Genomic DNA, 18,305 nt, shown 5'->3' with positions numbered 1-18,305 from the left:
GGCAGCCGACCGCCGTGTCTAGCGCTGCAACGTCCGTCTGGCCGGGACGACCCCGCCCGCGACCGCGCGCTGGCGGGGCGCCGCCGTGCCCGTCCAGCAGGTGCCGCGGCGCGACACCAGGCGGCGGAGCCAGAGTTCGGTGGACGCCAGGTGCGCGAGGCCCTCCAGCGGGAGCGATTCGCCGTCGGCGGCCGCGCGCAGGGCCTTCCGTACGACGCGGGCCTCGACCAGGCCCGCGTCGGCGAGCAGCGGGGCGTCGAAGAGGGCGATCAGTTCGGGCAGCGCGGCGCGCAGACCGGTGCGGGCGGTCGCGTTCGAGGTGGCGAGCGAGGGGGTGCCCCAGCCCGGCGGCAGTTCGTGGATGCCCGCGCCCGCGAGGACCCGGCGCAGGACCGCGGCGCGGGCGCCCGGCTGGACCCGGAGCGATTCGGGGAGCGCGCGGGCGGCGCGTACGACCTGGTTGTCGAGGAACGGGGCGTGCAGGCGCTGGCTGCGGTTCTCCGCGGCCTGCTCCAGGATGCGGTGGTCGGCGGCGTACCGGGCCAGGGCGGCCCTGGCCCGCGCCTCGCCGGGGCGTTGGACGGAGACGGGGCGGATCGCCGCCTCCTGGAGCCGGACCGACACCTCGGCGAGCGCCTCCCCCGTGAGCCAGCGGGCGGCGGGCCCCGGCCGTGACCAGGCGAGGGCGGCGAGCGAGGCGTCGGCGGGGGTGTCGAGGTCGGGGGCGTTCCGGTTGGCGTCCGGCAGCCGGTCGGCCGCCTCCTCCAGGCCACTGCGGTACGAGGTGCGGGACAGCCGGCGGGCCGCGCGGTAGACGGTCAGCGGGACGAACAGGGACTGCGCGCTCGGGCCCTCCGCCTTGGCGAGCGCGGCCACCGGGCGCAGCAGATGGCGTCGGCGGCGGTCCATCAGCAGGTCTGCGAGGCGGGCCGGGTGAGCGTCGAGCGCCTGCCGGGCGCCGCCGCCGACGAAGTGGTCGGCACTGCCCGCGGCGAGGCGGCGGCGGTGGCGCTCGGCGACGACGAGGGACGGGGCGGGTTCGTCGGTGAGCGGGCCGCCGCCCAGGTCGGCGTAGGGCAGGGCCTCCTCCCCGGCCGCGACGACGACGTGGTGCAGGCGGGGGTCGGCGGCGATGACCCGGGCACGTTCGAGTTCGTCCTCGTGGCCGTGCGCGGTCAGGTCGTTGAGCGTGACGGCGAGCAGCCGCTCCCCCGCGCCCGTGCCGTGGCCGAGGAGGGTGCCGGGCAGTCCGGGCAGACCCGCGGCGAGCAGGGCGAGGGTGGCGGAGGCACTGCCCCCGGAGAGGTCGGCGCCGATGCCGGGCACCGGGGCGCCCCGGGCGGCACGCCGGTCCGCGGGGCCCATGCCGGGGACCGGGCCGGGGTCGGGCGGCAGGGTCTCGGGGGCGTGGCGGGGGGCGAGGAGCCTGGCGCGCACGGCGTCGACCAGGGCGTCGCGCACCCCGTCGACGGCGCTGACCGGGTCGAGCTGGGGCGCGGCGACGGCGAGGGAGGCCACCGCCTCGTACCCGGTGACCTCGCGCGAGCCCTCGCGGAGGATGAGCGCGTGGCCCGGCGGGATGCGCTTCACCCCGGCGTACGGGGTGCCGTCGCGCAGTGCTTCCGGGGTCTCGGGGCAGGCGAGCAGGGCGGCCAGGTGGCCGATGTCGAGCTGGGCCTCGATGAGGTCGGCGAGCGGGAGGGCGGCGGTGGCGTACGCAGTGCCGCCCGCCCAGGGGGTGTGGAAGACGGGGCGGGCCCCGGCGAGGTCCCCGATGACGGTGATCCGGCGGCCGATCCGGACGACCGTCGTGTAGCTGCCGGGCCAGGAGGTGAGGTGGCGCAGGGCCCCGCCGCGGGCGGCGAGGAGGCCGGCGCGCAGTTGTTCGTCGGTGGCGCTGCAGCAGCCGAGGACGGCCATGCGCGCGGTGGGGGTGCCGTCGGCGGCCTCGACCGTGCTGATGCGGATCTCGTCGGGGCGCCAGTCGCCGACGGCCCACAGCGGATCGGGGTCGCCCCACAGGAGCTGCGAGCCCACGGGGTGCACCGTGCGCCCCTCGTCGTCGGACCCGACCGCGCCCGCCGTGCCGAAGCGTGCGGCGATACTGCTCCACCCCACCAACCAACGCATCGCCGCCTCCACAGGCTGTGGACAAAACGGCGCAGCAGGGAAGCAACGGGAGAACTCCGGTGGCACGCGGCGCCGTTGCGAACATGCTGCCACGACAACGGCGCACAGGAGGGGCTCCGGAGGGCGCACGTCGGATGCGCATGCGCCCCTGGCAAACGCCGTACCGGACGCCCACACTCCGGTACGGACACCCTTACTCCGGCCGGGGCCCGGCGGCACGTCCCGGCACGGGCCGCGAGCCGCACAACCCCCGATTCCCGTACGCACGGGGCGAGTTGCCCGACCCGTGCGTCGCGCCCTCGCGGCGCCGACGACGCCCACGACCGGGCCCCACCCTCCCGAACCGGCCGTGGAGGGGTGGTGGACGATCACCGGACGGTCGACGAAATGTCCACGAAACGGGCACCCCAACCCTGCTTGGACGATAATATTCAGCCAATTTCAGGGCGCGTTGAAACCTGGCGGCAGGGGGTTCGTCACATCGGAAGCCCCTTTTCGCCCCACTTCATTCCCCGAACCTTCTCGATTCCCCCGGATTCCCCCGACACCTCCGGCGGGCCGCCGTCCGGGCCGCCCGCCCCCTTCACCCATCCCCGGAACGAGCCCCAGGAACGGCCCCCGGGCCGCTCTCGGAGCGACCCGGAAACCCGTTCCGCTTACCGCCCCCGCACCCGGCCGGCGCACCGGCCCACGCACGGTCCGGGAGGCGGTGCTCGCCCCCCGGACCGGTCCGCCGCCTGCGGGGAATGAGGCGGCAGTGTCCCCCAGCCCACTGAGTCCTGTTGCAGCGGGCCGACCCACGCAGCACCCATGCAAGCGCTCCCGAAACGGCCCGACGAGAGCGCACGGCCGGGCGCACGGCCACACACCAGGAGCACGTGCGGAGCTCGTCGAACGGCGCCGCCCGCGCATGTGAAAGGTGCTCCCGGAAGGCGCCCGCACCTGCCGTCGGACAGGCCCGCGAACCCCGCCGGAGCACCCCCGGAGCCGCTCCCGCCCCCATGCCCGTACCCGTGCCCGGACCTGCGCCCGCGCCCTGTCCGGCCCTCTTCCCGAGCCCCCTCCCGCGCTCCCTCCCGCCCCTCCGCCGGACCCGCTTCCGCTCCTTCCCGGGCCGCCGACCGGGACGTCCGGGCCGGCGCCGCCGACCCCTCCCGACCTGACGGACAACATTCCCGCCATACGGACGTCTGCCCCTTAACGGTAGGGATGCGGCGAACTACGCTGGGTTTACTGAAGGTTCTCTGCTGGAGGCATATTCCTCGGGGCTCGGCCAGATGCGTGTGCGGCTGGAGTGCCGGGAGCCGTCGCTGGGGAGGACACGGTACGAATGCCGCGCGCCGCAACGGTGTCGCGGCGGCTGTCTGTGTGTCGAGGGGTGGCGCATGTCCAGGGAGCAACGAGGACCGAACGAGAAGCTCGGAACCGTTCTCGCCCTCGCGGGAATCAGCAACGCCGGGCTCGCCCGGCGGGTCAACGACCTCGGGGCGCAGCGCGGTCTGACACTTCGGTACGACAAGACCTCGGTGGCCCGGTGGGTCTCCAAGGGCATGGTGCCGCAGGGCGCCGCGCCCCATCTCATCGCGGCGGCGATCGGCGCCAAGCTCGGCCGGCCGGTCCCGCTGCACGAGATCGGGCTCGCGGACGCCGACCCGGCGCCCGAGGTCGGGCTGGCCTTCCCGCGCGACGTGGCCGAGGCGGTCCGTTCGGCCACCGAGCTGTACCGGCTGGATCTGGCCGGACGGCGGGCGGGCGGCGGCGGCATCTGGCAATCGCTCGCGGGCTCGTTCTCGGTGAGCGCGTACGCGACGCCCGCGTCCCGCTGGCTGATATGTCCCGCCGACGCGACGGTGGAGCGCGACGCCGCGGCGGCCGCGACGGCCGCCCAGGGCGCACGGGGCGCACGCACGGGGGCAGGGGCGCAGGGTCAGCGGGGGAAGACGGCGAAGGACGCCGAACCGGCGCCGGACACCGCCGGGGCGACCGGCGCCCGTCCTCCGGGCGCCCGGAATCCCGAGGCGCCGCCGCCCTCCGGCACCCGGCCCCCCGGGACGTCGCCCGCGTCCGGCGTGCAGCCGAGACCCGGGGCGCACGCGGCGCTGAACGCCCAGGCGGCGCAGGCCGCGCTCGGCACGCTCGGAGCGCTGGGGACCCGGCAGGCCCCGGCCATCCCCGCCCAGCCGCGCCCGGACACGGCGCCCGGTGCCACCGCCCCGTCCATACCCGCCGCCGCCCCGGCATCCACCGGCATCGTCACCGGCGCCACCAGCGATATCTCCCCGCTGCGGGTCGGCCACAGCGACGTGTCCAAACTGCGCGAGGCGGCCCAGGACGCGCGCCGCTGGGACTCCAAGTACGGCGGCGGCGACTGGCGCTCCTCGATGGTCCCCGAGTGCTTACGGGTCGACGCCGCGCCCCTGCTGCTCGGCTCGTACACCGACGAGGTGGGCCGCGCGCTCTTCGGCGCGGCGGCCGAACTGACCAGGCTCGCCGGGTGGATGGCCTTCGACACCGGCCAGCAGGAGGCCGCGCAGCGCTACTACATCCAGGCCCTGCGGCTCGCCCGGGCCGCGGCCGACGTGCCCCTCGGCGGCTACGTCCTCGCGTCGATGTCGTTGCAGGCGACCTACCGCGGCTTCGCCGACGAGGGGGTCGACCTCGCCCAGGCCGCCGTCGAGCGCAACCGGGGTCTCGCCACGGCCCGCACCATGAGCTTCTTCCGCCTGGTGGAGGCGCGCGCCCACGCCAAGGCGAACGACGCGGCCGCCGCGGGCTCCGCGCTGAAGGCGGCGGAGAGCTGGCTGGAGCGCTCCAGGGAAGGCGACGCCGATCCGTCCTGGCTGGGCTTCTACTCGTACGACCGGTTCGCGGCCGACGCCGCGGAGTGCCACCTCGACCTGAAGGCGCCCCGGCAGGTGCGGCGCTTCACCGAGCAGGCGCTGTCCCGGCCCACCGAGGAGTTCGTCCGCTCGCACGGGCTGCGGCTCGTGGTGTCGGCGGTGGCCGAGCTGGAGTCGGGGAACCTGGACGCGGCCTGCGCGGCGGGCACCCGGGCGGTGGAGGTGGCGGGCCGGATCTCCTCGGCGCGGACCACCGAGTACGTGCGGGACCTGCTGCACCGGCTCGAACCGTACGGGCACGAGCCGCGCGTCGCCGAGCTGCGCGAGCGGGCCCGGCCGCTCCTGGTGGCACCCGCGTAACCCGCACAACCTGTACGGGAGGGGCGGACCGTCCTGTCGGCCCACCCCTCCCGCGCGCCCGGCCGACCCCTTTCGCACGCCCGGCCCGCCCCTCTCATACGCCTCTCGTACGCCCGGTCGGCACGGTGGCGGCCTCCATCGGGTTTGAGCACGTTGTCAGTGGGTCAGTGCACTATCGGGGTGGGAGGTGGCGTGATGATGACGCACGCGGCGTACGACTGCGACGTGCTGGTGATCGGCGGCGGGATCGTCGGCCTGTCGACGGCGTACGCGATCACGCGCGCCGCTCCGGGCACCCGGGTGACGGTGCTGGAGAAGGAGTGGGGCCCCGCCCGTCACCAGACCGGGCGCAACAGCGGGGTGATCCACAGCGGCATCTACTACCGCCCCGGCTCGCTCAAGGCCCGCTACGCGGTGCGGGGCGCCGCCGAGATGGTCGACTTCTGCGCCGAGCACGGCATCGCGCACTCGGTGACCGGCAAGCTCATCGTCGCCACCGACCGGTCCGAGCTGCCCCGGCTGCACGCCCTGGTCCAGCGCGGCAGACAGCACGGACTGCCGGTGCGCGAGCTGGGCCCCGTCCAGATCGCCGAGCACGAACCCCATGTGAGCGGCCTCGCCGCGATTCGGGTCGGGACGACCGGGGTGTGCGACTTCGGCGCGGTCGCCGCCCGGTTCGCCGCCGAGGTGAGCGGGGCCGGCGGAGTCATCCGGTACGGGGCGGAGGTCACCGCGATCGACCGGCGTCCCTGGGGCGCGGCGGTGCGCACGGCGGACGGCGTGGTGGTGCGGGCCCGGGTGCTGGTGAACTGCGCGGGGCTGCACTGCGACCGGGTGGCCCGGCTCGCGGGCGACGACCCGGGGGTGCGGATCGTGCCCTTCCGGGGGGAGTACTACGAGCTGGCGCGGCCCGAGCTGGTGCGCGGCCTGGTCTATCCGGTGCCCGATCCGGCGTTCCCGTTCCTCGGGGTCCACCTGACCCGGGGCCACGACGGCGGCGTCCACGTCGGGCCGAACGCGGTCCCGGCGCTGGCCCGCGAGGGGTACGGCTGGCCCGTCGTGCGCCCGCGCGAGCTGGCGGACACCCTGGCCTGGCCCGGCACCTGGCAGATCGCCCGCAGGCACTGGCGGTACGGGGCGGGCGAGGTGCGGCGTTCACTGTCGAAGCACGCGTTCGCCGAGGCCGTGCGGCGGCTGCTGCCCGAGGTGACGGAGGACGATCTGCGTCCCTCCCCGGCCGGGGTCAGGGCCCAGGCCGTGCTGCGCGACGGCACCCTGGTGGACGACTTCCTGATCCGCGAGGCCCCGCACACCGTCCACGTGCTGAACGCCCCGTCCCCCGCCGCGACCGCCTCGCTGCCCATCGGGCGGGAAGTGGCGCGCAGGGCGCTGCTCCGGGCACGGGAAACGGGATGGAGGCCGCCCGCCGTAGAATCAGGGCATTGTGTCTGAGCCCATGAACCCCTCCGAGAGCCCGGCCGGAAGCACCGCCGCGGACCTTCCCGCGAGCCCTTCCGCGAGCCGTGCCGCGAGTCCCGACGCCGGTTCCGCCGTGCCCGACGCAGGTTCCCCGGAGCCCGGCCCCGCCGGGATCCCGGACGAGCTGCGTGCCGCCGCCTTCGAGCGGCAGCGCAGGCTGCGCCAGGAGCCGCGCTTCCCCGGCGGGCCCGCCGTCGATCCGGCCGGTTCGCACCACGAGCGCCGGATCCGCAGCTTCCAGCCCCGCCGCAGCCGGGTCACGCCCGGCCAGGAGGACGCCCTGCTGAGGCTCTGGCCCAAGTGGGGCCTGGACATCGACGGGCAGCGCGTCCTGGACCTGCCCGAGCTGTTCGACGGGCTCCCGGTGGTGCTGGAGATCGGTTTCGGGATGGGTGAGGCCACCGCGCAGATGGCCGCCGACGACCCGGGCACGGGCATTCTCGCCGTCGACGTGCACACCCCGGGCCAGGGCAACCTCCTCGGCCTCGCGGACCGCAACGGCCTGTCCAACATCCGGGTGGCCAACGGCGACGCGATCATCCTGCTGCGCGAGATGCTCGAACCGGAGTCGCTGGACGGGCTGCGGGTGTACTTCCCCGACCCGTGGCCCAAGAAGCGCCACCACAAGCGACGGCTGATCCAGCCCGAGTTCCTGGACCTGGCGGCGCAGCGGCTGAAGCCGGGGGCCGTGATCCACTGCGCGACCGACTGGGAGCCGTACGCCGAGCAGATGCTGGACGTGCTGACCGCGCACCCCCGGTACGAGAACACCCGGGCGGACGGCGGCTACGCGCCCCGGCCCGCGCACCGGCCGCTGACCCGGTTCGAGGGGCAGGGGCTGGACAAGGGCCACGTCGTGCACGACCTGCTCTTCGCCCGCAGCTGAGTCCTGCCCACCGGGCTCCTGCCCGGTGAGTCCCGCCGCCGGGCCCTGTCCACTGACGTCCTGTCCGCCGGGCTCCTGCCCGTCGGTGGACCGGTGGGCCCGGGGGACGGCCGCTTCCTCGCCCCATGGCCAGTTGTCGGTGCTGCTCGTTAGGGTCGTCGGGTGGTGTTCGACGGGTCTGTCCAGCAGCAGTCGCAACCGGCCGTACCGCTCCTTGAGGAGAAGCGGGTCGGTGAGATCCTCGCTGCCGTTCCCGGGCGCGGGCACTGGCGCTACCGGCCGCGCCGCGTCGGCATGGTGTGGCGCAGCCGGGCGTTCCGCGTCACGGCCGTGTTCACCGTGCTCGCGCTCTGCGGGCTGGCGATCCTGGCCCTGGTCCGCGACCAGACGGGCACCGAGGGGTTCCTCGTCGGGCTGGGGCTCGCCGTGCTGCCCGTGCCGCTGCTGATGACGGCGTTCCGCTGGCTGGACCGGGTCGAACCGGCCCCCTGGCGGAATCTGTTGTTCGCCTTCGCCTGGGGCGCGTTCGCCGCCGCCCTGGTCGCGATCCTCGCGAACTCGTTCGCGACCCGCTGGATAGCCACGGCCACCGCCGACCCGGCGGACGCGGACACCCTGGGTGCCACGGTCATAGCACCGGTCGTCGAGGAGAGCGCCAAGGCCGCCGCGATACTGCTGGTCTTCCTGTTCCGGAGACGCGACTTCAACGGGATCGTCGACGGTGTCGTGACCGCCGGGTTCACCGCGAGCGGCTTCGCCTTCACCGAGAACATCCTCTACCTCGGCAACGCCTTCGGCGAGGACCAGCAGACGGGCATCGCCGGTGCCGTGTCGGTGACGGCCGCGACGTTCTTCGTACGGGTGGTGATGTCGCCGTTCGCGCACCCGCTCTTCACGGTGCTGACCGGCATCGGCTTCGGGATCGCCGCGACGGTCGCCCGGCGCCGGCGCGTCCTGCGGATCGTGCTGCCGCTGCTGGGCCTCGTCCTCGCCATGGGCATGCACGCGCTGTGGAACGGGTCGGCGACCTTCGGCCCGTACGGCTTCTACGCCGTGTACGGGCTGTTCATGGTCCCGGCCTTCGGGCTGGTGACCTGGCTGGCGATCTGGTCGCGCCAACGCGAGCTGCGCACGCTCTGCGCCGAGCTACCCGCCTACGCTGCGGCCGGCTGGCTGACCCCGGCGGAACCGCTCGCCCTCGCCTCGATGCGGGCCCGCGGCCTGGCCCGTGACGAGGCCCGCCGCCGACACGTCATCGCGGCGCGGGGGCCGGTCCCGTACGGGGCGGGGTGGCCGGGCCACGGGCCGGTCGCCGCTCCCGTCCCGACGGCCGGGGACCTGGCGCGGGCCACGGCCCACGGCAAGGCGGCCGCCCGGACCGTCGCCGAGTACGAGTCGTTCGCCACGTCGCTGGCCTCGCTGCGGCTGCGGGCCCGGCGCGGGGCGGCCGAACCGGACTTCGCGGCACGGGAGCTGGAGCTGCTGCACCACCTCTGGCAGCGCAGGGAGGTGGCCGTGCCCGCCCTCACGTACGCGGCGCAGGCCACGGGCCGGCTGCGCCCCCACCACCCGGCGCCGCCCCCGTACGCCGGACCGTTCCCCGCGCACACCTGGTACGGCGGTCACCACAACGGCCCCGGGCCCGGACCGAACCACAACCCCTACCTGCCCCCGCGGTAGGACCGCGACAGACCGCCCGCCCCGCCCACGGCTCGGGCGAACGGCCGTGGACGGAACGGGCGGGAGTCCTGCGTCGGACGACGTCCGCGTCAGACGTCCGCGTCGGGCGTCCGTGTCAGACGTCCGCGTCGGGCGTCCGCGTCAGACGTCCGTGTCGGGCGTCCTCGTCAGGCGGACGCCTCGGTGAGCTCGGCCAGGTCCTGCTCGGTCAGCGTGAGGTCCGCGACGGCCACCAGCGCGGGCAGCTGCTCGACCGTACGGGCCGAGGCGATCGGCGCGGCGACGGTCGGCCGGGAAGCGAGCCAGGCCAGCGCGACGGTCGCGATCTGCGCGTCGTGCTCCTGGGCGACCTTGTCCAGCGCGGCCAGGACCTTCTGCCCCCGCTCCGACTCCAGGTACTGACCGGCGCTCTGCGCCCGCGCGCTGTCCACCACGGCGCCCGGACGGTACTTGCCGGTGAGGAAGCCGGAGGCCAGGGCGTAGTACGGCACGGCGGCGAGCCCGGCGCGGGCGGCCGTGTCCTGGAGCTCGCCCTCGTAGGTGTCGCGGGAGACCAGGTTGTAGTGCGGCTGGAGGGCGACGTAGCGCGCCAGCCCCTCGCGCTCCGAGAAGTCCAGGGACGCCCGGAGCCGCTCGGCGCTGATGTTGGAGGCGGCGATCTCCCGGACCTTGCCCTCCTTCACCAGCTGGTCCAGGGCGGTGATGATCTCCTCGACCGGCACGGTCTCGTCGTCGAAGTGCGTGTAGTAGAGGTCGATGTGGTCGGTGCCGAGCCGGCGCAGCGACTCCTCGGCGGCGGCCTTGACGGTGGCGGAGGAGAGCCCCTTGTACTCGGGGTGGGCGCCGCCCTTCGTGGCGACGACGACGTCGGAACGGTTGCCGCGCGCGGCGAGCCACTTGCCGATGACGGTCTCGGACTCACCGCCCTCGTTGCCCGGGACCCAGGCCGAGTACACGTCGGCGGTGTCGATGAAGTTGCCCCCGGCCTCGACGTAGGCGTCCAGCACGGCGAACGACTGCGCCTCGTCGGCGGTCCAGCCGAAGACGTTGCCACCGAGTGCGAGCGGGAAGACCTGGAGGTCGGAGGAGCCCAGCTTACGAAGAGAAGTCATAAGTGGATCAACGAATTCCAACGGGCCCGCTATTCCGACGGGCTCGTTGTTTCCTGCGGGTTCGTCGTTCCCGACGGGTTCGTTCGGGTTCGCTGTCCCCGACAGCCCGTCGGCCCGTCGGCCCGTCGGCCCGGTCGGGACTGCCGTTCCGGGTTCCGGGTCCTGTGCCGCTCAAGACGAACCGGCAGCCCTGACGTCGGGGGGTGAGCGTCAGGACTGCCGGGGTTCATGGGCCGGTGGACCGGGTCGGGCCGGGTCGCCTCAGATGTTGAGGCCCTTGCCGCGGAGCCAGGCCATCGGGTCGACGCCCGTGCCGTCGGGGGTGTGGATCTCCAGGTGGAGGTGCGGTCCGGTCACGTTGCCGGTCGCACCGACCCGGCCGATGGTCTCGCCGGTGGTGACCTTCTGGCCGACGCCGACGCCGATCGAGGACTGGTGGCAGTACCAGATCTCCGTACCGTCCTCCAGCTCCAGCACCGTGCGGTAGCCGTACGAACCGGCCAGACCGGCCGACTTGATCGTGCCGCTGTGCACGGCCTTGATCGGGGTTCCGGTCGGGGCGGCGAAGTCGAGGCCGGTGTGGTGGCCGGAGGACCACATCGAACCGGCCTGCCCGAAGGTCGAGGTGATCGTGTACGAGAAGGTCGGAACGGCGTAGCTGGCGGCGAGCTTGGCGAGCCGCGCGGCCTCCGCCTTCTTCTTGGCCTCCTCCTCCGCCTTCTTCTTCTCGGCGGCGGCCTTGGCCTCGGCCTCGTCCTGCTGCTTCTTCGCCTCGGCGGCGGCCTTCTCGGCGGCCACCTTCTCCTCGGCGGCCTTGGCCTCGGCGACGGCCGCGTCCTGCTGCTGCTCGGCCTGCTGGAGGATGCGGACACGGAGCGCCTCGCCCGCGTCCGTCCTGCCCTGCTCGGCCTCGGCGACGGTGATGCCGGCGGAGGTCAGCGGGGCGGTGGCGGTGACGTCCTCGGACGCGTCCTTGTCCGAGTCGTCGGAGAACAGTGCGCCCACGCCGGGAAGTGACGCGGCGTCGGGGAGGTTCTCCGTGATGGAGTCGGGGACGGAGATGGAGACCGGCGGCTTGCTCTGCGCGGTGGCCATGCCGCCCGCACCGACCGCCGCGATGACGCCGACGCCCAGCACCGTCGAACTGCGGGCGAGTCCGCTGCGCTGCTTGGCGACGCGGTGCCGGCCGCGCACGGGGCGGACGGACTCCTCGGTGGGGTTCCACTCCTCCAGGCTGCGCGCGGGCTCGCCGCCGTTGCCCTCGGCGCGGAAGTCGCCGCCGAAGCCGTCGTTGAAGTCACCGCTGAACTCGGTGGTGAAGTCGCCGCCATGGCCGGTGCCGTAGTCGCTGCCGTACGCCGTCGTCACCGTCCCGGTGGCCGCCGCGTCGGAACCGAAGTCGGAGCCGCGCTGCGCGGGGAAGTCGGAGCCGAAGCCGTAGTCGGGGGTGAACCGGGACGGGACCTCGGGGGCAGGCTTGTTGGACGCCACGGGGGCGCACTCCTTTCCTTCCTTCTCGCCTACCGGGTTAGCTGACGGGTTCGGAGCAGGAAGGTCTCCTACGGGCTCCTCTGCCTCTCACGAGACACAGGCGTCCGATTCACCCCATATAGGTGGTTCCCCGGTTCCCTTGCGGAATTCGGCGCTCGCGCACGGTGCCGCCACTGGCGACGGCTGGGACGACCGCGCTGCGTTATCGAACGTTAATAGACACCGGGGCCGCATTCCAAGCTGTTCCCACTGATCGTTCACGTCTTTGGCCTGGACTTTACGGGACATAACTCAATGAAAACGTATGAGTTGACCGCACCTCAGTCATTATCCCGTTTCTGACGTTGCGTCAAACGTTATGCGGAGCGGCGCCTTTCGATTACGTACGGTGGCATCGCGAACGGAAGGAACGGAACCGGCCCCGCGCCCACCCCGCAACCATTCCCGCATCCTCCTCCCGCGCCTCCCCTCACGCCTCCCCTCACGCCTCCTCCAGGCCGACGATCCGCACGGTCCTGCGCCGGTCCGGCTGACCCTCCGCCGGACACATGACCGCGAGCAGCGCCATGTCGTCGGTCGTCTCGCCGCCCGTGTGCAGGCGCACGTCGTCGGTCAGCGCGGACAGCAGCTCCTCGGGCCCCGGGAAGATCCGCCCGCGCAGCCGGTCCGCCGGATCGTAGAAGACCCCTTCGACGTTCCGCGCCTCGGAGAGGCCGTCCGTGTACAGGAGCAGGGTCGTCCCGGCCGGCAGGTCCCACTCGTCCGTCCGCTGCGACCACGCGCCCAGGCCCATCCCGAGCGGCAGCGCGGGCTCGGTGGGCCTCAGCACCTCCAGCGCCCCGTCGGGATGCAGCAGGATCGGTTCGGGGTGGCCGCGGTTGACGACGCGCACCCGGGACAGCCCGGACGGGATCTCCGCCAGCACGGCGGTGATGAACCCCTCCAGCGCGTCGAGCCCGCCCCTCCTCGTCTCCTCCCGCGCCAGCGCCCGCTCCAGCCGCCACGCCACGCCCTCCAGCGAGCGCTCCTGCTCCGCCGCCTCGCGGAACGCCCCGATGACCACCGCCACCGTCCCCACGGCTTCGAGGCCCTTGCCCCGCACGTCCCCGACCACCAGGCGCACCCCGTACGGGGTGTCCGTCACGGCGAACAGGTCGCCGCCGACGAACTCGTCCGCCTGCGCCGCCACGTAACGCGCCGCCACGTGCAGTCCGCCGATCCGCTCGGACGGCTTCGGCAGCACCGCGCGCATGGCGGTCTCCGCGATGGCCCGCGCGGAGGCCAGCTGCTCGTTGCCGCGCCGCACCACCGTGTTGATCACGACCGCGAGGACCGAGACGGTGGCCAGGGTCAGCAGCTCGATCAGCGGCACCACTTCGGGCAGCGTGCTGCTGGACAGCCGCAGCGCGATGACGGCCAGCATCGAGGCGATACCGGTGCGGACGGTGCTGGACAGCGAGAAGAACGGGGCGGCGATCAGCGGCGCCGCGACGAACAGCGGGATGGCGGTGAAGGTCGGCGGCGTGAAGGCGTCGAAGACCAGCCCGCCGATGATCATCAGGGCGGGCATCGCCCGCACGAACCGCCGGGTGCCGACGCCGCCCTCGGCGTGCCCGCCGCGCCGCTGTTCCCGCTTCCACACCACCCGTTGGTCTCCTGCCCGGTACGTCCGCGGCTGCGGACGGAACCGCGCCCCGCCCCCAGACTCCCCGGAACGGAACGACGCGGCGACCGCTCATCGGCCAATGGAGGGATCTGGGCGGGAGAACGAAACGAGTCAGGCCCGGCACGCTGCATGCGTGCCGGGCCTGACTCTTCAGTAGCGGGGACAGGATTTGAACCTGCGACCTCTGGGTTATGAGCCCAGCGAGCTACCGAGCTGCTCCACCCCGCGTCGGTGAACACCACTCTACGCCATTCCCGGCGCTCCCATGACCACTCGGGTTCCCCGGGGCTTCACCCGGGCCGCATCCGGCACACGGACCGCACCGACGGGCGAGGGGTCGGACCCCTGCCCGGACCTGGCCCCGGACGGCGCGCGCTTGTCGATATGCGGTGATATGACTGTTTCATCGACCGGCTGACCGACGCGGCGGCATCGCACTGATCGGGAGCGAACCGTGGACGACTACTCGTTGCTCGACCTCTTCTGGACCATGCTCTGGTTCTTCCTCTGGGTCATGTGGCTGTTCCTGCTCTTCAAGGTCATCACGGACATCTTCCGCAGCCACGACCTCGGCGGCTGGGGCAAGGCGGGCTGGCTGGTCCTGACGCTGCTGCTGCCGTACATCGGGGTGCTGGTGTACGTGATCGTGCGCGGCAAGTCCATGAGCAGGCGGGACATCAAGGAGGCCCAGGACCGGGACGCGGCCTTCAAGGCGTACGTACGGGAGGCGGCGGGCACCCCGGGCGGGGACGGCCCGGGACGCAGCGGCCACGTCGACGACCTGGCGAAGCTCGCCGATCTCAGGGACCGGGGCGCCATCACGGACGAGGAGTACCAGCGCGCGAAGACGAAGCTCCTCGTCTGAGCCTGGACCCGTCCGAAGGGCCGGGGCTCCCCGGGCGCGCATGTCTCCCTCCGCCCGGCCCGGCGGGCTGGCGGGGTCGCGGGGCCGGGCGGAGGCTTGAGGCATCAGCCCACGGCGGCCTTCCCGTCCGCGGCCCCGGACACCGGGCCCCGGCCTCCCCCGCCGGGTGCCGGGCGGGGCGCGACCGCCATCCCGACCTCGACGCACGAGGGGTGGCCAGGCCATGAACGGCACCGCACCCGTACCCGTACCCCTGGACGCGATGCGGACCGCGTTGCGCGGCCCCGTCATCGGCCCGCAGGACCCGGAGTACCGCCCGGCCGGCACGATCTACAACGCCATGATCGACAGACGTCCCGCGGCGGTGGTCCGGTGTGCCGACACGGCGGACGTCATGGCCGCGGTCGACTTCGTCCGCGACGAGGGACTCGTGGCCGCCGTCCGCGGCGGCGGCCACAGCGGGGCGGGCCTCTGCCTGGTGGACGACGGCATCACCATCGACCTCTCGCCCATGCGCTGGGCGCACATCGACCCCGCGGCGCGCACGGCCACGGTCGGCGGCGGCAGCACCCTCGGCGACCTCGACCACGCGGCCCACGCCTTCGGGCTGGCCACCCCGTCCGGCATCCTCTCGACCACCGGCGTCGGCGGCCTCACCCTGGGCGGCGGCCACGGCCACCTCACCCGCAGGTACGGCCTGACGATCGACAACCTGCTGGCCGCGGAGGTCGTCCTGGCCGACGGGACCCCGGTGACGGCGAGCGGGACCTCCCACCCCGACCTGTTCTGGGCGCTGCGCGGCGGCGGCGGGAACTTCGGCGTCGTCACCTCCTTCACCTTCCGGATGCACCCGGTGGACACCGTGGGCGTCGCCGTCACGCTCTGGCCCGCCGACCGGATCCGCGACGTGCTGCGCTGGTACCGCGACTTCCTGCCCCGGGCCACCGAGGACCTCAACGGCTTCTTCGCCTCGCTCACCGTGCCGCCGGGGCCGCCGTTCCCGGAGGAGATCCACGGCCTGCGGATGTGCGCCGTCGTGTGGTGCTGGACGGGTGACCCCGAACTGCTGGAAACCACCCTCAAGCCCGTCGAGGACCCCGCGACGCCCGCCTTCCACTTCACGGCGCCGATGCCCTACCCCGCCCTGCAGTCCATGTTCGACGCGCTGCTTCCCCCCGGCCTGCAGTGGTACTGGCGCGGCAACTTCTTCGACCGGATCACCGACGAGGCCGTCGACGTGCACGCCGAGTACGCCGAGCGCCTCCCCACCGACCTGTCGACCATGCACCTGTACCCGGTCGACGGCGCCGCCCACCGGCCCGGCCCCGACGACACGGCCTGGGCCTACCGGGACGCGGTCTGGTCCGGCGTCATCGCGGGCATCGACCCCGATCCGGACAACGCCGGAAGGCTCCGGCAGTGGTGCGTGGACTACTGGGAGGCGCTGCACCCGCACTCCATGGGCGGCACGTACGTGAACTTCATCGGTGCGGGCGAGACCCCGGACCGGGTACGGGCCACCTACCGCGACCACTACGACCGCCTCGCGGCCGTCAAGCGGACCTATGATCCGCACAACTTCTTCCGCTCCAACCAGAACATCGAGCCGGCGGCCTGACCCGAGATCCGCAGAAGGCCCCGAGCCTCCCCGGGCCCGAGGCCCCAGCCTCCCCAGGCGTCCCAGGGCTCCCCGTGCCCCGAGCCCCCGCGCCTCGCGCCCGTCCGGGCCGCTCGGTGTCCCGCCCGGCTTCCTGTCCGGCTTCCTGTCCGGCACGGACACGGGATGACCTGCGGAAACGGCGTCGGCATCGTCCGATCGGCTGACCCGGACGTCGTCCGTCGGGGGCCGCGATGGAAGCCCGTAGGGCGACCGGTACGGGGCGGGTCCGGCTCGAGGATGGACATCGAAGCGGGAACGCAGAGATTCCCGAGCCCCTGGCCGAACCCGAGGAGTCGTTGACCATGAAGAAGCTGTCGCTGCGCACCCGCGTCCTGACCGGTACCGTCGCCGCCGCCGCCATCGCGGGCACGTTCGGAGTCGTCTCCGCCAACGCCGCGGCCCCGGCCGCCGCGCCCGCCGCCGCCGTCAAGGCCGACGCCGCCAACAAGAACCTCACGCGGTCCACGCACCTGACGATCGAGGCGGCGACGAAGGCCGCGCAGGCGACGCTGGACGCCGCGGAGAAGGAGAACCAGCGGGTCTCGGTCGCCGTCGTCGACCGCAACGGCAACACCGTCGTCACCCTGCGCGGCGACGGCGCCGGCCCGCAGTCCTACGAGTCGGCCGTGAAGAAGGCCTACACCGCCGTCTCCTGGAACGCCCCGACCTCCGAGCTGGTCAAGCGCCTGCAGAACGCCCCGACACTGAAGGACATCCCCGGCACCCTCTTCCTCGCCGGCGGCGCCCCCGTCACCGCGAAGGGCGCCCCGATCGCGGGCATCGGCGTCGCCGGCGCCCCGTCCGGCGACCTGGACGAGAAGTTCGCCCGGGCCGGCGTGGCCGCCCTCGGCCGATAACGGCTCCCCGAACTCCGGCGGCACCCGATCCCCCCGTACGGGTGCCGCCGGCCCCTCCGCGCACGTCGCCAGGGTCCACCGCCCGCCGTGCGGACCAGGCCGGGTCGGTCCCCGGCCTGGTCCGCACGGCGGGCACAGGCATGTCCGGACCCTTCGGCGGGGCTGCTTCGGGCACGCCCGAAACACCTTTCCGCCCCTGTTCCCCGCTCCCTAACGTCCTTCCCACGCCGCGACGTCGCGGCGTCGGAACGCGCCCACCGCTCACCGGGCGCAACCACGGGGGACAGTTCACATGATCAACCGCACACGCGTATCCATCGGCGTCGTCGCCCTCGCCCTGGCGGGGGGAACCCTGGGTGCCAACGCCGCCATGGCCGAGAGCGGCACGTCCACCGCCCCGGACACCCGGATCGCCGCGCAGAGCGCCGGGACCACCCGGGTCGGCGCGTCCGCCGCGCCCCGGCTCTTCCTGCCGTTCCCCTGCGGAACGAAGTGGCGGGTGTCCTCGGGCTCCTCCGCCCACGCCCCGGCCCTCGACATCGACAAGGGCAACGCGAAGGCGGAGGGCAAGACGGTGCAGGCCGCGGCCGACGGCGTGGTCGTCTTCTCCACCCGCTTCTCCAAGGGCTCGGGCAACACCATCCAGATCAAGCACAAGGGCGGCTACTACACCACCTACCTGCACCTGAAGTCGCGCAGCGTCAAGAAGGGCGACAAGGTCAAGCGCACCACGAAGATCGGCACCCTCGGCAAGGACGGCCCCACCGCCAACGGCCACCCGCACCTGCACTTCGAGGTCGCCAAGGGCAAGAAGAACGCGGACCGGTGGGGCGGGACGGACGGCGGGAAGCACCGGAGCACCGCCAAGCTCTACCCGAAGACGTACAAGGGCACCGGCAAGATCTGGAAGGACCAGGTCTCCCACTCCTGCTCGGCCCCGAAGCCGACCAAGTGGGCCCCGTTCAAGGTGGTCGAGCCGGTCTCCAAGCGCGCCTGGGCCGGCACCAAGTACAAGTCCTACGGCAAGCTGGAGAAGGGCAAGGTCGTCATGCTGGCCTGCAACCACACCCGCAGCCCGGGCGGAAAGCTCTACCGGCGCCTGGACAACGGCAGCGGTGCGGACGGCAGGGGCGCATGGGTGCGCTCGTCGAGCACGTACGTGAAGCAGCTCAAGGGCTGCACGAGGTAGGGCGGTACGGGGCGGGGCGGCCGACCGCCCCGCCCCTCCTTCCCCCTCTCCCTCTTCTTCCTCTCCCGGCCGGAGCGCCCGCGCAGGTGC

At 73.6% G+C, this 18,305-nt stretch carries 12 protein-coding genes, 1 tRNA gene and 1 riboswitch; of the genes, 8 read left to right on the top strand and 5 right to left on the bottom strand.

The features are described 5' to 3' along the window. Positions 1–18 precede the first annotated feature (18 nt). Entirely contained in the window at positions 19–2,130 is a 2,112-nt protein-coding gene (locus tag ABZZ04_RS02060) for an asparagine synthase-related protein (RefSeq protein WP_356930228.1), read from the bottom strand. 1,385 nt (positions 2,131–3,515) lie between these two features. Here ABZZ04_RS02060 and ABZZ04_RS02055 point away from each other — a divergent pair. From ABZZ04_RS02055 to ABZZ04_RS02040, 4 genes are all read left to right on the top strand, one after another. Continuing rightward, on the top strand, positions 3,516–5,330 hold the full coding sequence (locus ABZZ04_RS02055) for a sporulation protein (protein ID WP_356930227.1): 1,815 nt from the start codon (positions 3,516–3,518) through the stop codon (positions 5,328–5,330). 195 nt (positions 5,331–5,525) lie between these two features. Continuing rightward, a complete protein-coding gene (lhgO, locus tag ABZZ04_RS02050) occupies positions 5,526–6,782 on the top strand; it encodes an L-2-hydroxyglutarate oxidase (RefSeq protein WP_356930226.1) in 1,257 nt (418 codons plus the stop codon). A 4-nt stretch (positions 6,783–6,786) separates the two neighbouring features. Then, the gene (trmB, locus tag ABZZ04_RS02045) at positions 6,787–7,695 is read left to right on the top strand and encodes a tRNA (guanosine(46)-N7)-methyltransferase TrmB (protein WP_356930260.1); all 909 of its coding nucleotides are present in this window, start codon (positions 6,787–6,789) and stop codon (positions 7,693–7,695) included. A gap of 165 nt (positions 7,696–7,860) precedes the next feature. Further along, positions 7,861–9,375, top strand: coding sequence for a PrsW family intramembrane metalloprotease (locus tag ABZZ04_RS02040; protein ID WP_356930225.1), 1,515 nt, complete (start codon positions 7,861–7,863; stop codon positions 9,373–9,375). Positions 9,376–9,542: 167 nt separating this feature from the next. Here ABZZ04_RS02040 and ABZZ04_RS02035 read toward each other — a convergent pair whose 3' ends face one another. The 4 genes from ABZZ04_RS02035 to ABZZ04_RS02020 all read right to left on the bottom strand — a co-directional run bounded on the left by ABZZ04_RS02035 (position 9,543) and on the right by ABZZ04_RS02020 (position 13,872). Next, positions 9,543–10,487, bottom strand: a complete 945-nt coding sequence (locus ABZZ04_RS02035) for an aldo/keto reductase (RefSeq protein WP_356930224.1) — start codon at positions 10,485–10,487, stop codon at positions 9,543–9,545. A gap of 261 nt (positions 10,488–10,748) precedes the next feature. After that, positions 10,749–11,978 (bottom strand): M23 family metallopeptidase, encoded by a 1,230-nt coding sequence (locus ABZZ04_RS02030; RefSeq protein WP_356930223.1) that lies wholly within the window; start codon positions 11,976–11,978, stop codon positions 10,749–10,751. 11 nt (positions 11,979–11,989) lie between these two features. Continuing rightward, a riboswitch (cyclic di-AMP (ydaO/yuaA leader) is annotated at positions 11,990–12,142 on the bottom strand. 317 nt (positions 12,143–12,459) lie between these two features. Then, positions 12,460–13,620: a PP2C family protein-serine/threonine phosphatase gene (locus ABZZ04_RS02025; protein ID WP_356930259.1), complete on the bottom strand. Its 1,161-nt coding sequence runs from the start codon at positions 13,618–13,620 to the stop codon at positions 12,460–12,462. A gap of 178 nt (positions 13,621–13,798) precedes the next feature. Then, positions 13,799–13,872: transfer RNA gene (locus tag ABZZ04_RS02020), tRNA-Met, on the bottom strand. A gap of 226 nt (positions 13,873–14,098) precedes the next feature. On the opposite strand from ABZZ04_RS02020, the gene ABZZ04_RS02015 reads away from it, so the two are divergent. The 4 genes from ABZZ04_RS02015 to ABZZ04_RS02000 all read left to right on the top strand — a co-directional run bounded on the left by ABZZ04_RS02015 (position 14,099) and on the right by ABZZ04_RS02000 (position 18,215). Further along, positions 14,099–14,509, top strand: a complete 411-nt coding sequence (locus ABZZ04_RS02015; protein WP_356930222.1) for an SHOCT domain-containing protein — start codon at positions 14,099–14,101, stop codon at positions 14,507–14,509. Positions 14,510–14,732: 223 nt separating this feature from the next. Next, entirely contained in the window at positions 14,733–16,127 is a 1,395-nt protein-coding gene (locus ABZZ04_RS02010; protein WP_356930221.1) for an FAD-binding oxidoreductase, read from the top strand. A 344-nt stretch (positions 16,128–16,471) separates the two neighbouring features. Then, positions 16,472–17,026 carry a heme-binding protein gene (locus tag ABZZ04_RS02005; protein ID WP_356930220.1) on the top strand — a complete coding sequence of 185 codons (555 nt, stop codon included), beginning with the start codon at positions 16,472–16,474 and terminating at the stop codon, positions 17,024–17,026. 292 nt (positions 17,027–17,318) lie between these two features. Next, positions 17,319–18,215, top strand: a complete 897-nt coding sequence (locus ABZZ04_RS02000) for a M23 family metallopeptidase (protein WP_356930219.1) — start codon at positions 17,319–17,321, stop codon at positions 18,213–18,215. Positions 18,216–18,305 lie beyond the last annotated feature (90 nt).

This window comes from Streptomyces sp. NPDC006435 (genome assembly GCF_040612315.1).
GTDB lineage: Bacteria > Actinomycetota > Actinomycetes > Streptomycetales > Streptomycetaceae > Streptomyces.
Note: the sequence above shows the minus strand (reverse complement) of the source record. Positions and strands in the feature narration are given on the sequence as shown.

Bases quoted from the DNA above. Each gene is read 5' to 3' on its own strand.
- ABZZ04_RS02035 (WP_356930224.1), bottom strand. From the start codon at position 10,487: ATGACTTCTCTTCGTAAGCTGGGCTCCTCCGACCTCCAGGTCTTCCCG.
- ABZZ04_RS02055 (WP_356930227.1), top strand. From the start codon at position 3,516: ATGTCCAGGGAGCAACGAGGACCGAACGAGAAGCTCGGAACCGTTCTC.
- ABZZ04_RS02000 (WP_356930219.1), top strand. From the start codon at position 17,319: ATGATCAACCGCACACGCGTATCCATCGGCGTCGTCGCCCTCGCCCTG.
- trmB (WP_356930260.1), top strand. From the start codon at position 6,787: ATGAACCCCTCCGAGAGCCCGGCCGGAAGCACCGCCGCGGACCTTCCC.
- ABZZ04_RS02005 (WP_356930220.1), top strand. From the start codon at position 16,472: ATGAAGAAGCTGTCGCTGCGCACCCGCGTCCTGACCGGTACCGTCGCC.
- ABZZ04_RS02010 (WP_356930221.1), top strand. From the start codon at position 14,733: ATGAACGGCACCGCACCCGTACCCGTACCCCTGGACGCGATGCGGACC.
- ABZZ04_RS02060 (WP_356930228.1), bottom strand. From the start codon at position 2,130: ATGCGTTGGTTGGTGGGGTGGAGCAGTATCGCCGCACGCTTCGGCACG.
- lhgO (WP_356930226.1), top strand. From the start codon at position 5,526: ATGATGACGCACGCGGCGTACGACTGCGACGTGCTGGTGATCGGCGGC.